Annotated in this window: 14 protein-coding genes and 1 pseudogene; 14 read left to right on the top strand and 1 reads right to left on the bottom strand. The window is 59.3% G+C overall.

Features of this window, described 5'->3' with window-relative positions; translation table 11 throughout:
• Window positions 1-84: 84 nt before the first annotated feature.
• From AB1576_09410 to AB1576_09350, 13 genes are all read left to right on the top strand, one after another.
• A complete protein-coding gene (locus AB1576_09410; protein ID MEW6081971.1) occupies window positions 85-1,119 on the top strand; it encodes an ABC transporter permease in 1,035 nt (344 codons plus the stop codon).
• Between the two features lie 2 nt (window positions 1,120-1,121).
• Window positions 1,122-2,009 carry an ABC transporter permease gene (locus AB1576_09405; GenBank protein ID MEW6081970.1) on the top strand — a complete coding sequence of 296 codons (888 nt, stop codon included), beginning with the start codon at window positions 1,122-1,124 and terminating at the stop codon, window positions 2,007-2,009.
• Window position 2,010: 1 nt separating this feature from the next.
• The gene (locus AB1576_09400; GenBank protein ID MEW6081969.1) at window positions 2,011-2,994 is read left to right on the top strand and encodes an ABC transporter ATP-binding protein; all 984 of its coding nucleotides are present in this window, start codon (window positions 2,011-2,013) and stop codon (window positions 2,992-2,994) included.
• A complete protein-coding gene (locus AB1576_09395; GenBank protein MEW6081968.1) occupies window positions 2,987-4,024 on the top strand; it encodes an ABC transporter ATP-binding protein in 1,038 nt (345 codons plus the stop codon). Before AB1576_09400 ends, AB1576_09395 begins: the two co-directional genes overlap by 8 nt.
• Complete coding sequence (locus AB1576_09390) at window positions 4,021-6,075, top strand: hydantoinase/oxoprolinase family protein (GenBank protein ID MEW6081967.1); 2,055 nt, start codon at window positions 4,021-4,023, stop codon at window positions 6,073-6,075. Before AB1576_09395 ends, AB1576_09390 begins: the two co-directional genes overlap by 4 nt.
• A 2-nt stretch (window positions 6,076-6,077) precedes the next feature.
• Window positions 6,078-7,823, top strand: a complete 1,746-nt coding sequence (locus tag AB1576_09385; protein MEW6081966.1) for a hydantoinase B/oxoprolinase family protein — start codon at window positions 6,078-6,080, stop codon at window positions 7,821-7,823.
• Window positions 7,824-7,849: 26 nt separating this feature from the next.
• A complete protein-coding gene (locus tag AB1576_09380) occupies window positions 7,850-9,043 on the top strand; it encodes a Xaa-Pro peptidase family protein (GenBank protein ID MEW6081965.1) in 1,194 nt (397 codons plus the stop codon).
• Window positions 8,970-9,743, top strand: a complete 774-nt coding sequence (locus AB1576_09375; GenBank protein MEW6081964.1) for an aspartate/glutamate racemase family protein — start codon at window positions 8,970-8,972, stop codon at window positions 9,741-9,743. Before AB1576_09380 ends, AB1576_09375 begins: the two co-directional genes overlap by 74 nt.
• Before the next feature lie 45 nt (window positions 9,744-9,788).
• Entirely contained in the window at window positions 9,789-11,381 is a 1,593-nt protein-coding gene (locus AB1576_09370) for a hydantoinase/oxoprolinase family protein (GenBank protein ID MEW6081963.1), read from the top strand.
• A gap of 31 nt (window positions 11,382-11,412) precedes the next feature.
• Window positions 11,413-12,570, top strand: coding sequence for a DUF917 domain-containing protein (locus AB1576_09365; protein MEW6081962.1), 1,158 nt, complete (start codon window positions 11,413-11,415; stop codon window positions 12,568-12,570).
• Between the two features lie 16 nt (window positions 12,571-12,586).
• Entirely contained in the window at window positions 12,587-12,853 is a 267-nt protein-coding gene (locus tag AB1576_09360; protein ID MEW6081961.1) for a hypothetical protein, read from the top strand.
• Window positions 12,854-12,941: 88 nt separating this feature from the next.
• A complete protein-coding gene (locus AB1576_09355; protein MEW6081960.1) occupies window positions 12,942-14,039 on the top strand; it encodes a Xaa-Pro peptidase family protein in 1,098 nt (365 codons plus the stop codon).
• Window positions 14,040-14,058: 19 nt separating this feature from the next.
• Complete coding sequence (locus tag AB1576_09350) at window positions 14,059-15,219, top strand: DUF917 domain-containing protein (protein ID MEW6081959.1); 1,161 nt, start codon at window positions 14,059-14,061, stop codon at window positions 15,217-15,219.
• A 366-nt stretch (window positions 15,220-15,585) separates the two neighbouring features.
• On the opposite strand, the gene AB1576_09345 is transcribed toward AB1576_09350, so the two are convergent.
• Window positions 15,586-17,487, bottom strand: a complete 1,902-nt coding sequence (locus AB1576_09345; GenBank protein ID MEW6081958.1) for a cation-translocating P-type ATPase — start codon at window positions 17,485-17,487, stop codon at window positions 15,586-15,588.
• 866 nt (window positions 17,488-18,353) lie between these two features.
• Between AB1576_09345 and tnpA the strand changes: the two are divergent.
• Window positions 18,354-18,747 (top strand): annotated as a pseudogene (tnpA, locus tag AB1576_09340) (IS200/IS605 family transposase).
• Window positions 18,748-20,438: the final 1,691 nt, after the last annotated feature.

The following is a 20,438-nucleotide window of genomic DNA, read 5'->3' as shown; positions in this document are numbered from 1 at the left end:
TGTCTCACGGAGGGCGGGTTGCACGGCCTCCCGCCCTCCTTCCCCTCAAGGTTTAGGCGAAACTGCGCGGAATGAGGTCTTGGGATGAAACTTCAAACCTTCATAGCAAGGCGCCTTATGCTCTCCATCGGAGTACTCTTGGGCCTGTCGATCCTGATATTCATCATCGCCCGGGTGGTCCCGGGGGACCCCGTGCGGCTGGCCCTGGGCGCCAGGGCCCCCCAGGAGGTGGTACAGAAGGTCTCCCGGGAGATGCACCTGGATAAACCCCTTTACATGCAGTATGGGATCTGGCTCGAGAGCGTTCTCAAGGGAGACTTCGGGATGTCCCTCTACACCAGGAGGAGTGTAGGCCACGACATCAGGGCCTTTCTGCCGGCCACCTTCGAGCTGGCCATCTACGCGGGGGCCATCATGACGGTGTTCGGAATACTCCTTGGCACGCTGTCTGTCCAGAAGCGAAATAGCTGGGTTGACAACATAGTCAGGATCATATCCTACCTGGGAGTGGTGACGCCAGCCTTCGTGTTTGCCGTGATCTTCGTGCTTTTGTTCGGGTACCTCCTGGACGTGTTCCCCATTTCCGGGCGCCTGGCTGCAGGGATCAAGCCCCCTCCGGTAATCACGGGGATGATCACCATCGACAGCCTGATCACAGGCAACTTCCGGGCTTTCTTCAGCGCGTTGACTCACCTGTTGCTCCCAGCGCTCAGCCTCTCCATGGCGGGCCTTTCCCAGCAGGCAAGGATCGCCCGCTCCAGCATGAGCGACAACCTGCAGAAGGACTACATCCTGGCGCACAGGGCCTATGGGATCCCGGAACGCCGCATCATGTTCAAGTACCTTCTGAAACCGTCGCTCATACCCACTGTCTCCATACTGGGCCTGGACTTCGCGGCCCTCTTGAGCAACGCATTCTTAGTGGAGATGGTATTCAACTGGCCGGGACTCTCCCGCTACGGCGTGGCGGCCATTCTGAGGAAAGACCTTAATGCCGTAGCCGCGGTGGTCATGATCCTTGGTATCACCTTTGTCACTGTTAACATCATCGTGGACATTGCCGTGGCCTACCTGGATCCTCGTATCAGGTTGAGGAGGGATCGCACTTGTGCCCTGTAGAGATGTCCAAGGCTTGGGGTGATGACTGGTGGTACGCCCAGAAAGACAGCTTCCACAGGGCATGGTACAAGTTCTCCCGTAACTACCTGTCCATCCTAGGTCTCTCCATAGTGGTGGCGGTCATCCTCCTTGCGATCTTCGCTCCCTGGCTGACCCCTTACCCGGAGCACAGGGGTGCCTACGTGGACTTCGCCAATACCATGCAGTCGCCCAGCGCCGCCCACTGGCTGGGCACTGACGCGGTGGGTCGCGACATACTGACCCGCATCATCTTCGGGTTCAGGTTCTCCCTGATCATGGGCTTCGTGGTCATCGGCCTGGCTGCTCCCCCGGGGATCGTGGCGGGGCTGGTGGCCGGGTACTTCAGGGATACCTGGGTGGATACAGTGATCATGAGGATCACCGATGTCTTTCTCTCGGTGCCCCCGCTGATCCTGGCCATGGCCATCACTGCGGTGCTGCCGCCGAATGTGTTCTACTCAATGGTGGCGGTCACCCTTATGTGGTGGCCGTGGTACGCGCGGCTCATATACGGGATCGCATCGTCTTTGCAGAATGAGTTCTTCGTGCAGGCGGCTCAGGTCACGGGAGCCAGCAGGATGCACATCCTGTTCCGGGAGATCCTCCCGAACTGTGTCTCCGCCATCTTCACCAAGATGACCCTGGATCTGGGGTTCGTGATCATCATCGCGTCCAGCCTCAGCTTCGTCGGATTGGGGGCCCAGCCGCCCACCCCTGACCTTGGTACCATGGTGGCTGACGGTGCCAAGTACATGCCGGACCAGTGGTGGATGACGGTGTTCCCCGCTCTGGCCATCGTCATCATCGTTCTGGGCTTCAACCTCCTGGGTGACGGGCTCAGAGACATGCTGGCCGTGGAGGAGGTCTAGCATGACGGAGAAGATCCTGGAAGTCAAGGACCTCTCGGTGAGCTACCGGTCATATGAAGGCCAGCTCAAGGTGTTGGACGGTATGAGCCTGGAGGTGCGCCGTGGGGAAAGGGTGGGCCTGGTCGGGGAGACCGGTTGCGGCAAGACCACCACCATGCGCTCGATCCTGGGGATACTGCCGAGCCCCGCAGGGCGTGTTAATTCTGGAGGGATCATCTTCAAGGGACAAGACCTCCTGAAGGCTGGAGAGAAGGAGTTGCACCGGATCAGGGGGGTTGAGGCCACGGCTATCTTCCAGAACCCCTCTGCCGCTCTTAACCCCGTTTTTACCATCGGGCAGCAGATGGAGGATGTCATCCGGCACCATGCGGTAAGGAAGGTGGGGCGACGCCTGCCCGCCCGGGAGGTCAGGGAACGCGCCATCCGGGCCTTGAGGGAGGCAGCCCTGCCTGACCCCGATAGGCTGTTGCATAACTACCCGGTCCAGCTTAGTGGTGGCATGAAGCAAAGGGTGTGCATAGCCCTTGCCTTGGTGTCCGACGCGGACCTCCTCATAGCCGATGAACCTGGGACCGCCCTGGACGTGACCATTCAGGACCAGATACTCCGCCTCCTCATCGAGTCTGTGATGAAGAGGAACACCGCCACCCTCTACATAGAGCACTCTCTTGGGGTAATCAGGGAGTGGATGGACAGGGTGTACGTGATGTACGCAGGCCGGGCTGTAGAGGTGGCCAGGACTAAGGATCTCTTCCGGAACCCCCTTCACCCGTACACTCTCGGGCTGCTGCAGGCGGTACCCAAGCTCACCGGGGGCGGCATAGCCCAAGGCATACCGGGGAGGGTCCCCGAGTATGTGAATCCACCCACAGGATGCCGCTTCCATCCCAGGTGCGATGGAAGGATGGATGTGTGCGCCAAGGAGAAGCCACCCTTCTTCGAGGTGGGGGAGGAACACAAAGTAGCCTGCTATAGGAGTGCTTAAATTGGGAGAGCAGATACTCAGGATCGAGGAACTCAAGAAGTACTTCTTCACCGCTCAGGGTACGGTTAAGGCCGTGGATGGGGTGAGCATCGGCCTGGACGAGGGTGAGACCCTTGGCTTGGTAGGGGAGTCCGGGTCTGGCAAGAGCACTGTGGCCTACACTGTGGTGGGGATATACAGCGCCACCGGGGGCCGGATACTCTTCCGCGGCCGCGATATATCGGGAGGGGGCCGTCGCCCCAAGTCCCTGAAGAAGGGGATCCAGATAGTCTTCCAGGACCCCGGCACTTCCCTGAACCCAAGGCAGACCATCCGGCAGATCCTGGGGATGCCCCTTGGGGTCCACGGCATAGTGCCTCCAAGCGAGGTGACCCAAAAGGTCAGGGAACTCCTGGAGCGGGTCCAGCTCCCGGCGAGTTTCATTCACAAGCACCCGCTGGAGCTGGGGGAAGGGGAGAAGCAGTCTGTGGCAGTGGCCAGGGCCCTGGCGGTGAACCCCTCCCTCATTGTCCTGGACGAACCCACGTCAGCCCTGGATGTTTCCCAGCAGGCCAAGGTCATCAACCTGCTCCTTGAGCTGCAGAAGACCTACAACTTCTCGTACCTGTTCATCACCCATGACCTCAGCGTCATGCGGAATGTGGCCACCCGCATCGCCATAATGTACCTGGGCAGGATCGTAGAGGTTTCTTTAGCCTCGGAGTTCTTTCACAGGCCCTTGCACCCCTACACGAAGATGCTTATATCCTCCGTTCCCGTGGTATCTGAAGAAGAAGAGAGGCTCAGGCCCACCAAGATCATGTCCCGGGGTGAGATCCCAAGTCCCGTCAATGTTCCCCCGGGGTGCGGCTTCCACCCGCGGTGCCCTGACCGGATGGAACTATGCGCCCAGTCAAGGCCGGACCTGGTCATGGTGGAAATGGGGCACCAGGTTGCGTGCCACAAGTACGAGCCCTGCCAGGTAGATGGCGGGACGGGGGAGCCTAGAGAGGCCGAGGGGACACCTGTTGCCAAGGGGGAGAGTGAATGAGCTACAGAATTGCAGTAGACATCGGTGGAACCTTCACCGACCTGGTATACCTGGACGAGAGGACCGGGAATGTCCGGGAAGAGAAGGCCCACACCACTCCGGCTGACTTCGGCCTGGGGGTGCTCAATGTCCTGGAAAAGGCTGGGCTGCCCCTGGATGAAGCCAGCTACTTCACTCACGGCACGACAATAGTCATCAATGCCCTCACGGAGAGGAAGGGGGCCAAGGCCGCCCTGATAACCACCAAGGGCTTCAGGGACGTGCTGGAGATCGGGCGGGCGAACCGCCCTGACATCTACAACCTCTACTACAGGAAGCCGGTACCCTTTGTCCGGCGCGCCCTCCGCTTTGAGGTCGACGAGCGGGTGAACGCCAGGGGCAAGATGCTGAGGCCCCTGCCCGAGGCGGAGGTCGCAAGTATCGCCAAGAGGTGCCGGGATGCCGGGGTGGAGGCCATCGCTGTGTGCTTCCTTCACTCCTATGCTAATCCCGGGAATGAGAAGAGGTGCGAGGAGATCCTGAGGGAACACCTGCCGGGCATCGCCGTCACCACCTCCTCCAGCCTCATCAAGGAGTGGCGCGAGTACGAGCGCACCAGCACCGCGGTGCTGAATGCCTACGTCCAGCCGGCAGCCAAGCGCTACCTGGATACCCTGGACACCCGCCTGCGGGAGAAGAGCCTGGGGGTGGCGCCCCACGCCATGCAGTCCAACGGCGGCACAGCCTCCTTCCCCAGGGCCAAAGAGACCCCCATCAACCTCGTGGAGTCAGGCCCTGTGGGGGGCGTCATAGGCGCGACAGCCCTCGGGGAGATCCTGGGTGAGGAGAACATAATATCCCTGGACAGCGGCGGCACCACGGCTAAGGCCTCCCTCATCCACAAGGGTGAGGTGAGGGTGACCACCGACTACAAGATCGAGTGGACACCAGCCTTTGCGGGCTATCCCATCAAGGTGCCCGTGGTGGACGTCGTGGAAATAGGGGCGGGCGGGGGCAGCATTGCCTGGATCGATGAGGTTGGAGCCCTTAAGGTGGGTCCCAGGAGCGCCGGAGCCGACCCTGGGCCAGCCTGCTACGGCCGGGGAGGCACGGATCCCACTGTTACCGACGCCAATGTGGTGGCCGGGAGGATCGACCCCCAGCGGTTCCTGGGTGGAGAGTTTCCCCTGGACGCCCAGAAGGCGAGGGATGCTATTGCCACCATAGCCCGGCACTTCGACATAACCCTGGAGGATGCTGCCCTGGGCGTCATACGCCTGGCAAATGCCAACATGATGACGGCCATCAAGCTGGTGTCCCTGCGCCGGGGTTATGACCCCAGGGAGTTCGCCATGGTGGCCATGGGGGGTAGCGGGCCTGTTCACGCTGCGGCCCTTGCCAGGGAACTGCAGATCAAGAAGACAATCATACCTCGGATACCCGCCACCTTCTCCGCCTGGGGGATGCTTCTCACCGACCTCAGGCAGGACTTGATAGAGACCAGGATCCTCCCTATGGAGCACGCTGCCATTGATGATATCAATAGCATCTTCAAGGCCATGGAGCAGGAGGCTGCCGAGGTCCTGAGGGGCCAGGGTGTGTCCGAGGATCGCATAGTGTTCCGCAGGTATGGTGACGTCAGGTACCTGGGACAGGAACATGCCGTGAAGACGCCGGTACCCGGCACGCTCAGGGGCCCCGCTGACCTGGACGCCGCCAGGGCATCCTTTGATGACCTTCATGAGCTGCACTACACCTTCAAGCTGGACGGCGCCCCTGCCGAGTTCGTCAACTTCCACCTCACGGCCCTGGGCACCGTTCCCAAGCCCCAGCTGGCCCGCATGGCTCCGGCAGGGAGACTGGACCAGGCCACCCGGGGTAAGAGGCTCGTGGACTTTGACGATTGCGGCCGTCTTGAGACTATGGTGTACGACCGGAACCTCTTGGGTCCAGGACACTCTCTGGAAGGGCCCGCCGTGGTGGAAGAGGGGGCTTCCGTTACTGTTGTGTTCCCCGGTCAAGCGCTGGAGGTTGACGACTACGGCGACCTAGTCCTCACCACGGGGGTGTGAAAATGGCCAAGGTTGACCCATTTACAAGTGAGATAGTGGCCCAGTCACTGATATCGGCCTCGGAAGAGATGTTCGTCGCCTGGGGCAGGACCAGCCAGAGCACCATCATCTACGAGGTCATGGACTGTGCCTGCGGCCTTACGGATGCCAAGGGACAACTCATAGGGCAGGCCAGCGGTGTCACGGGGTTCCTGGCCACCCTGACATACTCGGTCATATCGGCGCTGGCCAAGTTCGGGGTTGAGGGGCTCAAGCCAGGGGACATCATACTCACCAATGACCCCTACACAGGGAGCGGGACTCACCTTTGCGATGTTTCCGCGGTGATGCCCATCTTCGCAGGTGGCGAACTGGTGGCCTTTGCCGCGAACAAGGGGCACTGGAACGAGATCGGGGGTATGGCCCTGGGGAGCTGGACCACGGACTCCACGGAGATCTACCAGGAAGGGCTGCAGTTCCCCATCATAAAGGCATACGAGGAGGGCCGCCTGAACGAGGCTGTCCGGGACATGATAGCGGCGAACTGCCGCACCCCCAGCATGACCGTTGGGGACCTGTACGCGCAGTGCGCGTCCCTTCGCACGGGGGAGCGCCGTGTGGTGGAGCTGTGCAAGAAGTATGGGAAAGACACAGTGCTGGCCAGCGTGAACCTGATCCTTGACCAGGGCGAGCAGCTGGCCCGGCAGGAACTGGCCCGGCTGCCTAAGGGTACCTTTGTCGTGGAGGACTTCTTCGACACCATGGCCAGGGGGATCGATCACATACCCGCCAGGTGTGAGGTGACCATCACCGATGAGGACTTCACGATTGATCTCACGGGCTCCGGTGGCCAGGTGGCTGCACCTGTCAACTGTGCCCGGGTGGGGGCCCTGGCGGCGGCCAGGGTGGCCTACCACGCCATCATGAACCCCAAGGCCCACCCCAACGAGGGTTTCTACCGCCCCCTCAAGTTCGTGGCTCCGGAGGGCACGGTGTTCACGGCTACACGGCCTGCCCCGGTGTCCTGTCACTGGGAGCCCATCGGGTTCGTTTCGGACCTGGTGTTCAAGGCCTTAGCCCCGGTTCTCCCCGAGAGGATTACCGCAGGGCACTTCCTGAGCATCCTCGGTACGATTCTAGGAGGCATCGGCGACTCCACTGGTGAGCCCTTTGTGCTGTGTGAGCCCCAGGCAGGGGGTTGGGGGGCAGGAATAGACCGTGACGGCCAGAACGGCCTGGTGTCCATCGTCGACGGTGAGACCTTTGTCATCCCTGTGGAGGTGGCTGAGACCAAGTATCCCATCATGGTGGAGCAGTATGCGTTACTCCCCAAGTCAGGGGCAGGTAAGTTCCGGGGCGGGTACGGGTTGGTCAGGGACTACCGCCTCTTGAACAGCCGTGGCGAGCTCACCACAATAGTGAGCCGGGTAGACTTCCCACCCTGGGGGGTTGACGGCGGAGGCGCGGGAACCGGAAACGGCGTGGAGATCTACAGGCATGGAGAAGAGGAACCCTACACAGGGTCCACCTTCGCTCGCTATCCCATCAATAAGGGGGACCTGGTGAGACTCATCACTGGCGGGGGCGGCGGCTACGGTAATCCCCTCGAACGCGACCAGGAGATGGTCAAGGCCGATGTGGAGGACGGCTATATCAGCGTGGAAGAGGCCAGGGATGTCTATGGAGTGGTCCTCGGCGCGGACGGGTCCGTGGACCGGGCGGCCACACAGGATGCCAGGCAGAAGGCGGCCATGACCAGCAAGGCCTGATGCCTTTCCCGAGAGGGGACAGTAGCGTGAGGGATTTCCGGGTCAAGAGGGTCCAGGCCTGGATGGCCAGGGAGGACCTGGACGCGGTGTTTGTCAAAGGCCCTGAGAACATGAGGTACCTCACGGCCTTCCCTCGGAGATCCTACGAAAGGCTCTCCGGTGTCATCCTACCCCGAGGTTACCCTCCCTTCCTCTTTGTGCCTGAGCTGGACCTCGCCAGGGCACAGGCGGTGGTCCCAGTGGAGAGGATCATCACTTGCAGGGACGGGGAGGACCCCTTCGAGGGGCTGGCCCGGGGCCTAGGCATGCTGGGGGTAAGGGGGAAAGCCCGGCTGGGGGTGGAGGTGGACTGCCTGAGCCTCATGGAGGCGCAAAACCTTGAGAGTGTGATGCCTGGCGTCAGATTCGTGGATACCAGCGTGTTCTTCAGTGAGATGAGAACAGTGAAGGAACCCGAGGAGGTTTCCGCAATCGAACGGGCGGTGCAAATTGCCCAGGCGGCTTTGGACTCGTCCCTCGAGTTCCTCAAGGAGCACCAGCGGACGGAATTGGAGGTGGCCCTCCACGCCCACAGGGTCATGATGGAGGCCGGGGCTGAAGGCGCCGCCTTTGATGTGAGGGTGCTCTCAGGACCCCGGACGGCGCTCGTGTACGGGGAGTCTAGCCGGAGGGTCATCGGGGAGGGCGACATCGTCATGATGGACCTGGGTGCCGTGTATGAGGGGTACTGCTCCGACATGACCAGGACCTTCGTCATGGGCATGCCCTCCCACTACTACCTGGACATCTACGAGACCGTGCTCCAGGCCGAGGAGGAGGCCCTCAAGCACATAGGACCAGGGGTGCCCTGTTCTGAGGTGGACAGCGTGGCCAGGGCTGTTGTGTCTGCCCGGGGGTACAGCGCCAACTTCATCCACCGCACAGGGCACGGCATCGGGCTCCGGCTGCACGAGAAGCCCTCCCTTGCCCCCCAGGAGTCCATGCGCTTGGCTGAAGGCATGGTGCTGGCCATCGAGCCCGGGGTATACATCCCGGGCATGGGAGGGGTCAGGATCGAGGATGTGGCCCTGGTGACCCAGGACGGGTGCAGGCTGCTCTCTACCTACCAGCGTGACCCATATAACTGGCAATTAGGAGGTGTACTCGATGGCAAGGCGGATACTCTGGATCAATCCGGTGGGGACATCGCTGTTCGATGCCCCGATCAAGGAGATCTTTGACCAGGAGAAGATGGCGGATACCACGGTGGATGTGGTGTCTCTGCAAAAGGGCCCCCAGCACCTGGAGTACCACTACTACGAAGCCCTTGTAATGGTGGATACGCTCCATGCGGTGAAGAGGGCTGAGAAGGACGGCTATGATGCCGCTGTCATTGGCTGCTTCTACGACCCTGGGCTGAGAGAGGCCCGGGAGATCACTGATAGGATGGTTGTGACGGCCCCCGCCGAGGCTTGCATGCACATCGCTACTACCCTGGGGGATAAGTTCTCAGTGATAGTCGGGCGCACAAAGTGGGTGCCAGCCATGAAGGAGAACGTGTACAAGTACGGTTTCAAGGACCGGCTGGCCTCCTTCAAACCCGTTGGCCTTGGGGTCCACGACTTCCACAGGGACGAGAACGAGACCAGGCGCCGCCTCATGGCCGCCGCCGAGGAGGCCGTGGAAAAGGACAAGGCGGAGGTCATCATACTCGGGTGCACAATCCAGTTCGGCTTCTATAAGGAGCTCCAGGCACACGTAGGGGTGCCTGTGATCGATGCCATCCTGGCTCCGCTCAAGTATGCCGAGTTCCTGGTGGAGCTGGGCCAGCGCTTTTCCTGGCTGCATTCAAAGAAGTATGGGTACGAGACCCCTCCCAAGGAAGAGTTGGCTGCCTGGGGGCTGGGCGGGCAGTACGGCTTCGGAGACCTCTGGGACTAACCTCTGTGCCCTCTTAGCAGCGTTTGAGAAGGAGGTTGAAGCGAGTTGAAGGATCTCCGAGTGGGCTTTGACGTAGGTGGCACCTTTACCGATGGGGTGGTGGTGCGCGGCAGTGATGTGGTGGCGAAGACCAAGACGCTGACCACCGAGGACGTCACCACCGGCATAATCAACGCCCTGGAGAAGCTCCTGAGCGACCCCGGGGTGGATGCCAGGAGTATAGGCATGGTGTCCCTGGGCACCACGCATACCACCAATGCCATCATTGAGCGGCGCGGCCTCAACAATGTGGGTGTATTCAGGCTAGCACTCCCGGCTACCACTGCAATCCCGCCCCTTACCGGGTGGCCCGAGGATCTGAAGAACGCCATCGGCGGTATCCAGAATGTCCACCTGATCCACGGCGGTTCTGAGTATGACGGCCGGGACATAGTACCCCTGGACGAGAAGGCGGTGGCTGGAGCCTGCCGCGCCATGAAGGGCCGGATTGACTCGGTGGCCATAACCGGGGTTTTTTCCCCAATGAAGCCCGACCACGAGGAGCGGGTGGCCGCCATAGTCCAGGAGGAGCTGGGGGACGAGGTTCACGTGAGCATGTCCCACAGGATCGCCTCCATTTCCATCCTGGAGAGGGAGAACTCCACCATCCTCAACGCCTCGGTCATCACCTGCATGCGCCGGGCGGTGGGCGCGGTGAGGGCGGCCATGAAGGAGAAGTCCGTGGATGCCCCGCTTTTCATAGTGCAGAACGACGGAAGTGTCATGACGGCGGACTACGCCGTGGACTATCCCATCTTCACAGTGGCTTCAGGTCCAGCGGCCAGCGTCCGGGGGGCGGTATTCCTCTCGGGCATCGAGGACGGCGCTGTGGTGGATGTGGGTGGCACCTCCACTGATGTGGCCTACATCGTGAAGGGGTTTCCCCGGGAGAGCTCAATCACCGTGAACATTGGTGGTGTCAAGACAAACATTCGTTGTCCTGACCTTCTTTCCATTGCCCTGGGTGGCGGGACTATCGTGAAGACCAAGGGCGGCAAGGTTACGGGCCTCGGCCCTGAGAGTGTAGGCTACAACCTGGTGAGGATGGGCAAGTCCTACGGGGGCCCCCTCCTCACTGTTCACGATGTCGCCGTGGGTACCGGGAGGCTCGCCTCGAAGCTGGATATCTTCGACACCGACTACGTCACGCATCCTGACAAGGTGAAGGCGGTTCCCAGGGAGGTCATGGAGGAGGCACGCCTCCAGGTGAAGGAGACGGTGGAGACTGCCATAGACCAGATGAAAACGGCTGCGGGCAAGGTCCCTGCCATATTCATTGGCGGCGGCGCCCTGGTCGTGCCCGTGGACCTGGACGGTGTGACCGAGGTTCTGACGCCCCTGCACTTCGAGGTTGGCGGGGCAATCGGCACCACCATTGCGGAGATAGGCGCCTATGCCGAGGGTGTAGTGGACCTTGAGACGGAGAACCGGGACGAGGCCATTGACTTCGTCACGGAGAAGGCCAAGGACAACGCCGAGAGCGCTGGCGCCCTCCGGGAGAGCGTCACGGTGGTGGATATCGAGGAGGTTCCCTTTGCCTACATGCCGGGCAAGCGCGAGAAGATAAGGATCCGCGTGAAGGGCAAGGCCCGGATCTAGGCTCAGGGGCTGCCTACAAGGAGGTTAACGCATGGACGCTCTGGATATGGTCAAGCAGTGGGGCGCTAAGAACTACAAGATTATCGACAAGAAGGCCATTGCCGAGATCACCCTGGGGGCCTCCATCCTGGCCACGGGCGGGGGAGGGGATCCGGAGATAGGGCTTCTCTGGGCCTACAAGGTGCTGGACGAAGGCAAGAAGATGGTCATGGTTGACCCCATGGATGTGCCCGATGACATCTTGGTGGCGAGCCCGGCCTGCCTGGGGGCAGCCCTGGTGTTGACGGAGAAGCCTCCCAGGAGCGACGTGATCAACGTGGCTATCGATCGCCTGGAACGCTACATGGGGCAGAAGCTGGAGGGGACCGTGCCCGTGGAGTGTGGAGGGGTCAACTCCCCGGTGGCCTATGCCGCCGCAGCCGAGCTTGGTGTTCCCGTGCTGGATGTTGACGGCATGAACCGGGCCTTCCCAGAGCTGCAAATGACCTCGTGGGTCACCTTCGGGGTGCATGCTTCCCCGGCGGTGTCCGCAGATGACCGTCACAATGTCACGGTGATAGACACGGGACCTGATGATCACCTGGCGGAGACCATTTGCCGCAGGGTGGCCATGGCTTACGGCGGGATCTCTTGGATCGCCTCATATCCCATGACAGGGAAGCAGGCTAAGGAAAGTTCCATACTGAACTCCCAGAGCATCGCCTGGGAGGTGGGCAAGGCAGTGAGCAGGGCCCGGGAGAAGCACCTGCCGCCCATCGATGAGATCCTCAAGGCCCTCAAGGAAGCCAGGGACGTGGAAGGCTATTCGGTCTTCCGGGGCAAGATCGTGGACATAAACCGGGAGTTCGGCGGGGAGAGCACCAAGGGCTTCACCATGGGACGGATCACCATGGATGGCATAGATGACCACAAGGGGAGCATCGCGGAACTGGACTTCCAGAACGAGTGGCTGAACCTGCGGGTGGACGGGCGCATCATGTGCCTCCCGCCGGATCTCATCGCCATACTGGATACCGAGACCGGTGAGCCCATCAGGACCGACATCATGAAGTATGGGTACCGGGGGACCATCCTGCTCCTGCCAGCCCACGAGAGGATGCGCACGGAGTTCGGCATAACGAAGCTCTTCGGTCCCAGGTGTTTCGGATATGACATGGACTACGTTCCCGTGGAAGAACTGGTGAAGTGACAAAGGGGGGCCTTGAATGTCAGTGAAGGATCTGGTTAGCCGGGAACCCGGGCTCAAGGGCCTTCTCAAATTAGTGCTCGAAAACCCCTACATCGAGCGGAAGGACCTGGCTGCCCTGGCGGGTATTGAGGCGGAGGCCGTGGATACCATCCTGGGGCCGGCTCTCTCGGAGATGTATGTGCTGGAACTGGCGAGCCAGGCGGACTCCAGCGTTGAGTCGAGGGTGCCCAAGACGGTCTACCTGGTGAACCCAGAGATGGAGGAGGAGGTAGGGGTGCTCTAGAGCCAGCGCCTGCGGCCGCGATCCCAGGGACTGTCTAACCTCTGGCGAGAAGGGGGGAAGGCACCCGCTCGGGCGGGGTGCCGGCACGTTGAGACTCCAGGAAAGGCTGAACCGCATTGCGAGCCTCGCCGCGGGCAAGGGGTTCGAGGCGGTGGTGCTCTTTGGCCGGGCAAACATCCGTTACATCACGGACATGCGCTGGAACGTCGCGGCCTTTTCGGTACTCCTGGTGAGGCCATCGGGGGAAGTGGTCTACGCCGTGCCCGTGCTGGACCATAGCGTGGCCCTAGAGGAGTGCTGGCTAGGCCAAGTGGGGGAAATAAGGCGCTTCCCTGAGGATACCCCCAACTACCTTGATGTTTTCCGGGGTGTCATTTCGCCTTTCGCCAGCGAGGTGGGTGTTGACCTCGAGTCTGCGGGAGCGTCCCAGGTGGAGATGCTCGGCGCCATACTGGGCAGCGCGCGGCTGGTCCCCGTTGACCGGGACCTCCTGGCTATGAGGGCCATCAAGGACCCCCAAGAGGTAGAGCGCCTGAGGGAGGCTGCCCGGATAGCTGACGCCGGCATGGAGGCAGGGGTGAGGGAGGCCAGGCGGGGAGCCCGGGAACGCGACATATCCCTGAGGGCCAAGTTTGCCATGGAGGTGGAGGGTGCGGAGGGGACCTCCTTTGAGCCCTTCGCTATGTCGGGGCCCAACAGCTGGAAGCCCCGGCGATACTCCACCCACCGTATCCTCGAGGATGGGGACCTTGTCATCTTTGATGTGGGTGGGATTTACCAGGGCTACTGCTCCGACATTACCAGGACCCTCTACGTGGGCGAGCTGGAGGGCGAGAAGAAGGACCTGTTTGACCTGGCTCTCAGCGCCCAGCAGGCTGCTGTGGCCAGCATCAAGCCGGGAGTGGTGGCAGGGGACGTTGATCGTGTGGCGAGGACCATCATTGCGGATGCCGGGTACGGGCGGTTCTTCCCCCACCTCACTGGTCACGGGGTGGGGCTGGATATCCACGAGATGCCTATCCTGGACCAGGGTTCCCAGACGGTGCTCCAGCCGGGGATGGTGGTCACCGTGGAGCCCGGCGTCTACATGCCGGGCCTGGGAGGTGCCAGGGTGGAGGACATGGTGCTGGTGACCGGATCCGGCTTTGAGGTTCTTACCCGTGCCCCTAGAATAATCAGTGTCTAGACACTCGGGGGTGTGCTCCATGAAGAAGACCGCCCTGGATATTCTAGCAAAGTGGGGCGTCAAGGAATACAAGGGGATCGACAGGAGGGCGTTGGAGGAGATAACCCTGGGGGCCTCGATCCTGGCAACAGGGGGCGGAGGGGATCCCGAAATCGGCCTCCTATGGGCCTACAACGTGGTTGACCAGGGCCACCCAATAGTCATGGTGAAGCCGCAAGATGTGCCGGACGAGGCCCTCATCACCATTGCCGGGTGCCTGGGAGCAGCGCTGGTTCTCACTGAGAAGCCCCCCTGCGGCCAGGAGCTGTTCTGGTGCTATGAACGCCTGGCTAGGTACATGGGCCGTCCTGTGGAGGGAGTGATACCCCCTGAGGCAGGGGGCGTGAACACCCCTGTGCCCATGGCCGTGGCTGGCGCCGTGGGGGTGCCCGTGTTGGACGGAGACGGGATGGGAAGGGCCTTCCCGGAACTGCAGATGACGTCCTTCTACATCAACGGGGTTTCGCCCTGTCCAACAGCATCAGCCAACGAGAAGGGATACGTCAACATCATAGACACCAAGGACGCCCTTACCGCGGAGCACCTGGCGCGTACCGTCGCTATGGCATACGGCGGAATATCATGGATAGCGGGTTACCCCATGACTGGCCGCCAGGTGAAGGACACAGCCATCCTGGGGTCAGTCTCGGTAGCCTGGGAGATAGGCAGGACTGTCATGGCATGTCGCAAGGAACACTCTGATCCCATAGCGGAGATATGCCGGCTCACCCGGGGATACCCCGCGTTTCGAGGCAAGGTCGTGGACATCCAGCGGGAGTTCGGGGCGGAGACCAGTAAGGGGTTTTCCCTAGGCCGCATAGTCCTGGAGGGACTTGATGAGTGCAGGGGCAACCAGGCAACTGTGGACTTCCAGAATGAGTGGCTTGTGCTCCGTGTGGAGGGCAGGGTCTTGTGCCTTCCTCCTGACCTCATTGTGATAGTGGACAGCGAGACAGGAGAACCCATCAGGACGGACGTGGTGAAGTACGGGTACCGGGGGACGGTGGTGCTCATCCCCGCTGACGAGAGGATGAGGACACCTAAGGGTATCGATACCTTCGGCCCAAGGTACTTCGGTTACGACATGGACTACACAAGGGTTGAGGACCTGCGGTCTCAGGGAGGCCTGCCCCCGGCCTGAGCGGAGCGTCGGTCACATAGCAGAGCCCGCCCCTATTGGGGGAGGGCTCATTTCTATGCAGTGCTTTACTTCATTGCCGCTAATAGCACCCGGGGCAGGCCTCCCTGAAAAAAGCCAACACAGGGTGTCCCGTATGTCCTGCCGCTGGGAGCCTTCAGGGACTCTGCCAATCCGGGCCTAGTGGGTCTCATCTCCACGGGGTATCTCATCCGGTAACCTTCACGCTCTGGCGTCCCCTGGTAACGCCCCGCCTTCAGATGCTCAGCGGCCTGGGCATCCAAGACCTGATTGACCACTTGCTCCACCAAGTAGAGGCCGCAGATTACTCTCGGAAAAGGTGACTTGACGACTCCCGCTAACGCAACCTCAATTGTACTTGATTAGCCGCCCCGAGTTTATTACCACCAACACTGAACCGGCATTATGAACTAGCGCTCCCAGAACGGGACCCATGATACCGGCAGAGGCCAGGATAATCGCAATCAGATTAAGAAACAGTGAAAACAGGATATTGAGGTTAATAACGCGCAGGACATGCCGGCTCAGTCTCAATAACTGGGTTAGGTTGCCAATACTGTCTGACATTAGGGCGATGCCAGCGGTTTGGACAGCCACATCGGTGCCGGCAACTCCCATGGCAATGCCCACATCGGCTAGGGCCAGGGCCGGGGCATCATTGATCCCGTCGCCCACCATGGCCACTCGGTAACCTTGCCCTTGCAGCTCTTTAACCGTTTCACCCTTCTGTTGGGGAAGCTGATCGGCAATGTAATCGGTGATGCCGGTCTTGGCTGCTATAGCCGCTGCGGTTCTCTTGTTATCCCCGGTAAGCATCAAGATCTTCTTGATCCCGTTTTCCCGTAACCCTTTAATCGCTGCCGCAGATTCCTCCCTGACAGGGTCAGTAGCCACAATAACTCCAGCCGCAGCACCGTCAACCGCCACCAGCATGGCAGTCTGGCCCTTTTCTTCTGCCTCTTCAACATACTGTTCGACTTCATTGGAAATCCAAACGGACTCCTGGTCCATCAGTTTGCGATTGCCCACCAGGATCTGCATTCCCTGGTAGGAGGCCTTAACCCCGAAGCCCGGTTGTGTCTGGAATACTTCAGGGTCCATGACTGCCAAGTTCTCTGCCTGGGCCTTAAGGATCGTAGCCTGGGAAAGAGGATGTTCAGAGAATTTCTCTGCAACTGCTGCTAGGAGCAGCAGGTCTTGCCTAGGGAAACCACTATTATAGCTCTTGACTGTGGTGACCTCAGGTTTGCCCCTGGTCAAAGTACCGGTCTTATCAAAAACAAAGGCATCCAGCTTGCCACTTAATTCCAGTGCCGTACCGCTTTTGACCAGGATACCCTTTCTGGCGGCATTGCCAATCGCAGCCATCATGGCTGTCGGCGTGGCCAGGACAAGGGCGCAGGGACAGAAGACTATGAGGATCGTTACCGCTCTGATAACATCCTTAGTGAATACGAACACCATTATGGCTGTAAACAAAGCCACTGGCACCAACCAGCTAGCCCAGCGATCTGCTGTGCGGACTACTGGAGCTTTACTGTTTTCTGCTTCTTCCACTAGTTTCACTACCCTGGCCAGTGTGGTATTTGCCCCAACTTTAGTCGCCCGGATCTCCAGCGCTCCCAGTTGGTTTAGGGAACCTATGAATACCTCGTCTCCTGGCGATTTATCTACCGGCATGGACTCCCCGGTTATCGCCGCTTGGTTTACCGCTGATTCTCCGGAAACCACTTCTCCATCGACAGGTATATGTTCACCTGGCTTCACCAGCACCAGGTCTCCTACCTGTATTTCTTCCACGGGAACCCGGACTTCCTGACCGTCCTGGCGCACCCTGGCAGTAGGGGGAACAACGCTTAGTAGCTGCTTAATCCCTGCTCTAGCCTTGGCCACAGTCCTGTTTTCCAGGAGCTCGCCGATCATCATGATAAATGCAACTTCACCAGCCGCAAAGTATTCGCCGATGGCTACCGCGGCGATCAATGCTATGCTGACCAGCAACCCTGCCTTAATATCCCCTCGGGCAAACAGGCCAGTGATTGCCCCCTTCAATATAGGGGTACCGCTGATAATAATACTTACCCAGGCAGGGTCGAAGCCGAGTTGTCCCCTAAACCAGCCAAACCAGCTAAAGACGAGAAACACTCCAGAAACAGCAGTCAAGATATAAGTTTTGTATTCTTCCGTGGAAACAGAAGAATGACGGGGCGCCTCCCCGTAGATAGCGTTTTGTGCCAAAACCTCTTTCATTGTCCACATCACTCCTCTGCACCGGTCAAGTCTCAAGGTGCCTCAAAAAACATGCGTTTTCGGCAAGTACCAAGAACGGCAATAGAATGAGAAACGGTGCTAGTGCTAGAGAAGGTGCCTGATGAAGCTAGCCATCATGACTCTCCGTGTCTCAAGGCTCAGGCATATCAACACCCTGTTGCGTCATCTACCCCATTCCTTGTCTAATTGCCTCTGCCACCCTGGAAAGTCACTCGGCTGTGGGATAACCTGTGGGCTCCTCACTAACATATTTAAATACCTATTTAAGTATATGCATAGCAGGAGTACGCGTCAATATGCCCATGAAGGAGAAACCCCGGAGTTTCGGGGTTTCTGGAAGTGTCACTCTCTTTGTGAAGGTGGACTTGGTGCTACAGCTAACAACCCCTCCTATCTCCGAGGCCTCCGGCCGGTTAAAATCCGGTTTTCGAATCATTCGCCCTGGAGCGCTTGCTAAGCCAGCATCACTACTTGGGCCACCGCAGGATGCTTGGCGAGTGTTTGAAGTATCTTGATCTTTCCGGTCGCCGGCTGGCCGCAGCCCTGGGACGTCTCTCCACCGCCTCGAAAATAGAGTGCCCGGGACCGGTTCATCGGCTGATCTAGAGGGCAGTGTGCCAAGTATCTGCCCCGGGTGGCCAACAACAAACGGTTTTTGAGCCTGCCGGGGTTAGGGTCAAAACCCCGGGTTCTTATCGTCTTGCCCGTGTCATCCGGCAATTGCGAACGGACTGGCACCTGGTTTACGATCAGCCGCTGGGAAAGCCCACCCTTTCAAGGGTGGGATGAAGGGCGGCATATAAGCCTATCAGACACCTAATAATCATGGTATGATTAAACCATGAATGGAAACCGATGGAAACGATCAGCAACAACCGTGTACAACACCGGCTATCATCTGGTGCCCCAAGTACCGGCGAAAAGTACTCGTAGGAGAAGTTGCGGAACGGCTCCGGGAACTGTTATTCCAAAAAGCCCGCGAAATTCGGGTAGAGATCGCCCAGATGGAGATTATGCCGGATCATCTGCAATCTATTCGTCAAAGCGACACCCACCAACAGCCCGCACTTCATCGTCCAGCAACTAAAAGGCCATACTTCTCGCATGATCCGGTCAGAGTTTCCTCGGGTGAAAAGCCGGATGCCAACCCTATGGACAAGATCATACTACTGCGAATCGGCCGGCCACCTCTCCGAAGAAACGGTTCGTAAGTATATCGAGGAGCAGAAAAACAAGTGAAAACCTACTGCTTCAAGCTGTACCAGCCAAAATAAGAGGCTCCACAAGGCCCTCAACATCGCGGGGAGCATCTACAAACCACTTGATCGCCCTGCACCATACTACCGGCTGTACGGAAAGAGCCTGAACGTCAATAATGCTGATGAAGCACATCACGAAACTGAAGAAAGAGAAGCGTTTCGCTTATTGGAATCTGTTAGGCTCCCAGGCGATTCAGGATATTGCTCAACGGATCGACAGGGCCTCATTCTTTGAAAACCGTAAACGTGGTATCAGATCAGTTCCCCCTTCCTTCAAGAAGGTCAGAAGGTACAAGTCCTTCAGCCTGAAACAGGCCGGATACCGGTTGCTGGACGGTAACCGGATCGTGATCGTGGGCCACGAATACAGGTATTTCAGATCTCGCGAGGAGGTAGGGAACCGGGTACTCAAAGGTACTTCTCCCATCTTTTCTTAAGTAGGCCTTAAGAGCATCGTGATCCTTTGCTTCGGGCAGGTCAAGCCAGATTGTAGCGTGAATTCTCCCTGGTAGATGGGAATGAGAAACCGGCGAGACGTCAGGGCTTACTCTGGTAGGACGGTTCAAAGCACTCATTTTCTCAAGGTATTCCGAGCAGGCCCGAGACAGGCGCCAAGTTCATAGCCGATGTTCCGGCTAAGCCCCAAAAGCCCCAGCACGTTGTAGTGATGCCATATTATACCTGGGAAACCAGAGGGATTTAGGCAGCCCTAGTAGAATGTCTTTTCTCAAGGCGGAGAAAGGGGGAGGCATAGTGTTGGTACCGGCCTAATTTGACGGCGAGTGTCCACGAATAGATGACGGCTTTTCCAATTTTGTGCTGGCTGCTGTTACACCCTCCAATTGACTCTGACTACCCTGTTGACTCAGGTAGGTAGCGGGCCTAAAGACCCTCCTGGGGCAGGTGCTATGACTCTTTCGCCTCTTCCCTCGACATCGGTCTAGCGTCGGGGCATATGGCACTGAACAACGGGCTATTGGCGGTAATCCACCGGAACATGTGGCGATACTAAGACCACAACTCACTGACCAGGATTTTTAGAGGGGCCAATGACCACATTGCCCATCCTAAAGCACACTGGGAGCTGGAAGAAACTGCTCTAGGACGGGTCTTGCGCCTCTCAAACCCACGTGTTAGCCGGGGATCCTACAGCCGTCAGCGTCTACCGGATTCCTGACCATATTCACCGTCATGTTGAATCGGCACTAACAGCTAGGGATGTTGGCAATTGACGCTCTCCACGCAATAGAAGAGATGCCCAGTAAGATGTTCAGCCCGGAATGGCTGCGGGAGACAGCGTCCAAGGTAGGCCTAATCAAACGCAACCGCAAGATCGATCCGGTTAGGTTCTTCTGGGTGCTGGTGCTGGGTTTTGGAACTGGAGTGGAAAGGACCTTAGCTTTTTTGCGGCGGGCGTATCAAACGGCATACGCGAAGTTCCATCGCGCCTTTGGCCTAACACACTCTCTTAATCTCTCGGAACCGGAACAAGAAGGTGGGGATTCTTCTTGGCCGAAAAAAAAAGGGGGTGCGGACAAAAACCTGGACTCGAAATGAGACAGGGGGATGTCCGTGTACACACTGGAAGACCGGATGAGGGCGGTCAATCTCTACCTCAAGCATGGCGGCCACTCGGCCGCGGTTTGCCGGGAATTGGGTTATCCCGCGAAG

The organism is Bacillota bacterium (genome assembly GCA_040754315.1).
Taxonomy (GTDB): Bacteria; Bacillota; Sulfobacillia; order DUSP01; family JBFMCS01; genus JBFMCS01.
This window is presented reverse-complemented; position numbering and strand designations above follow the sequence as displayed.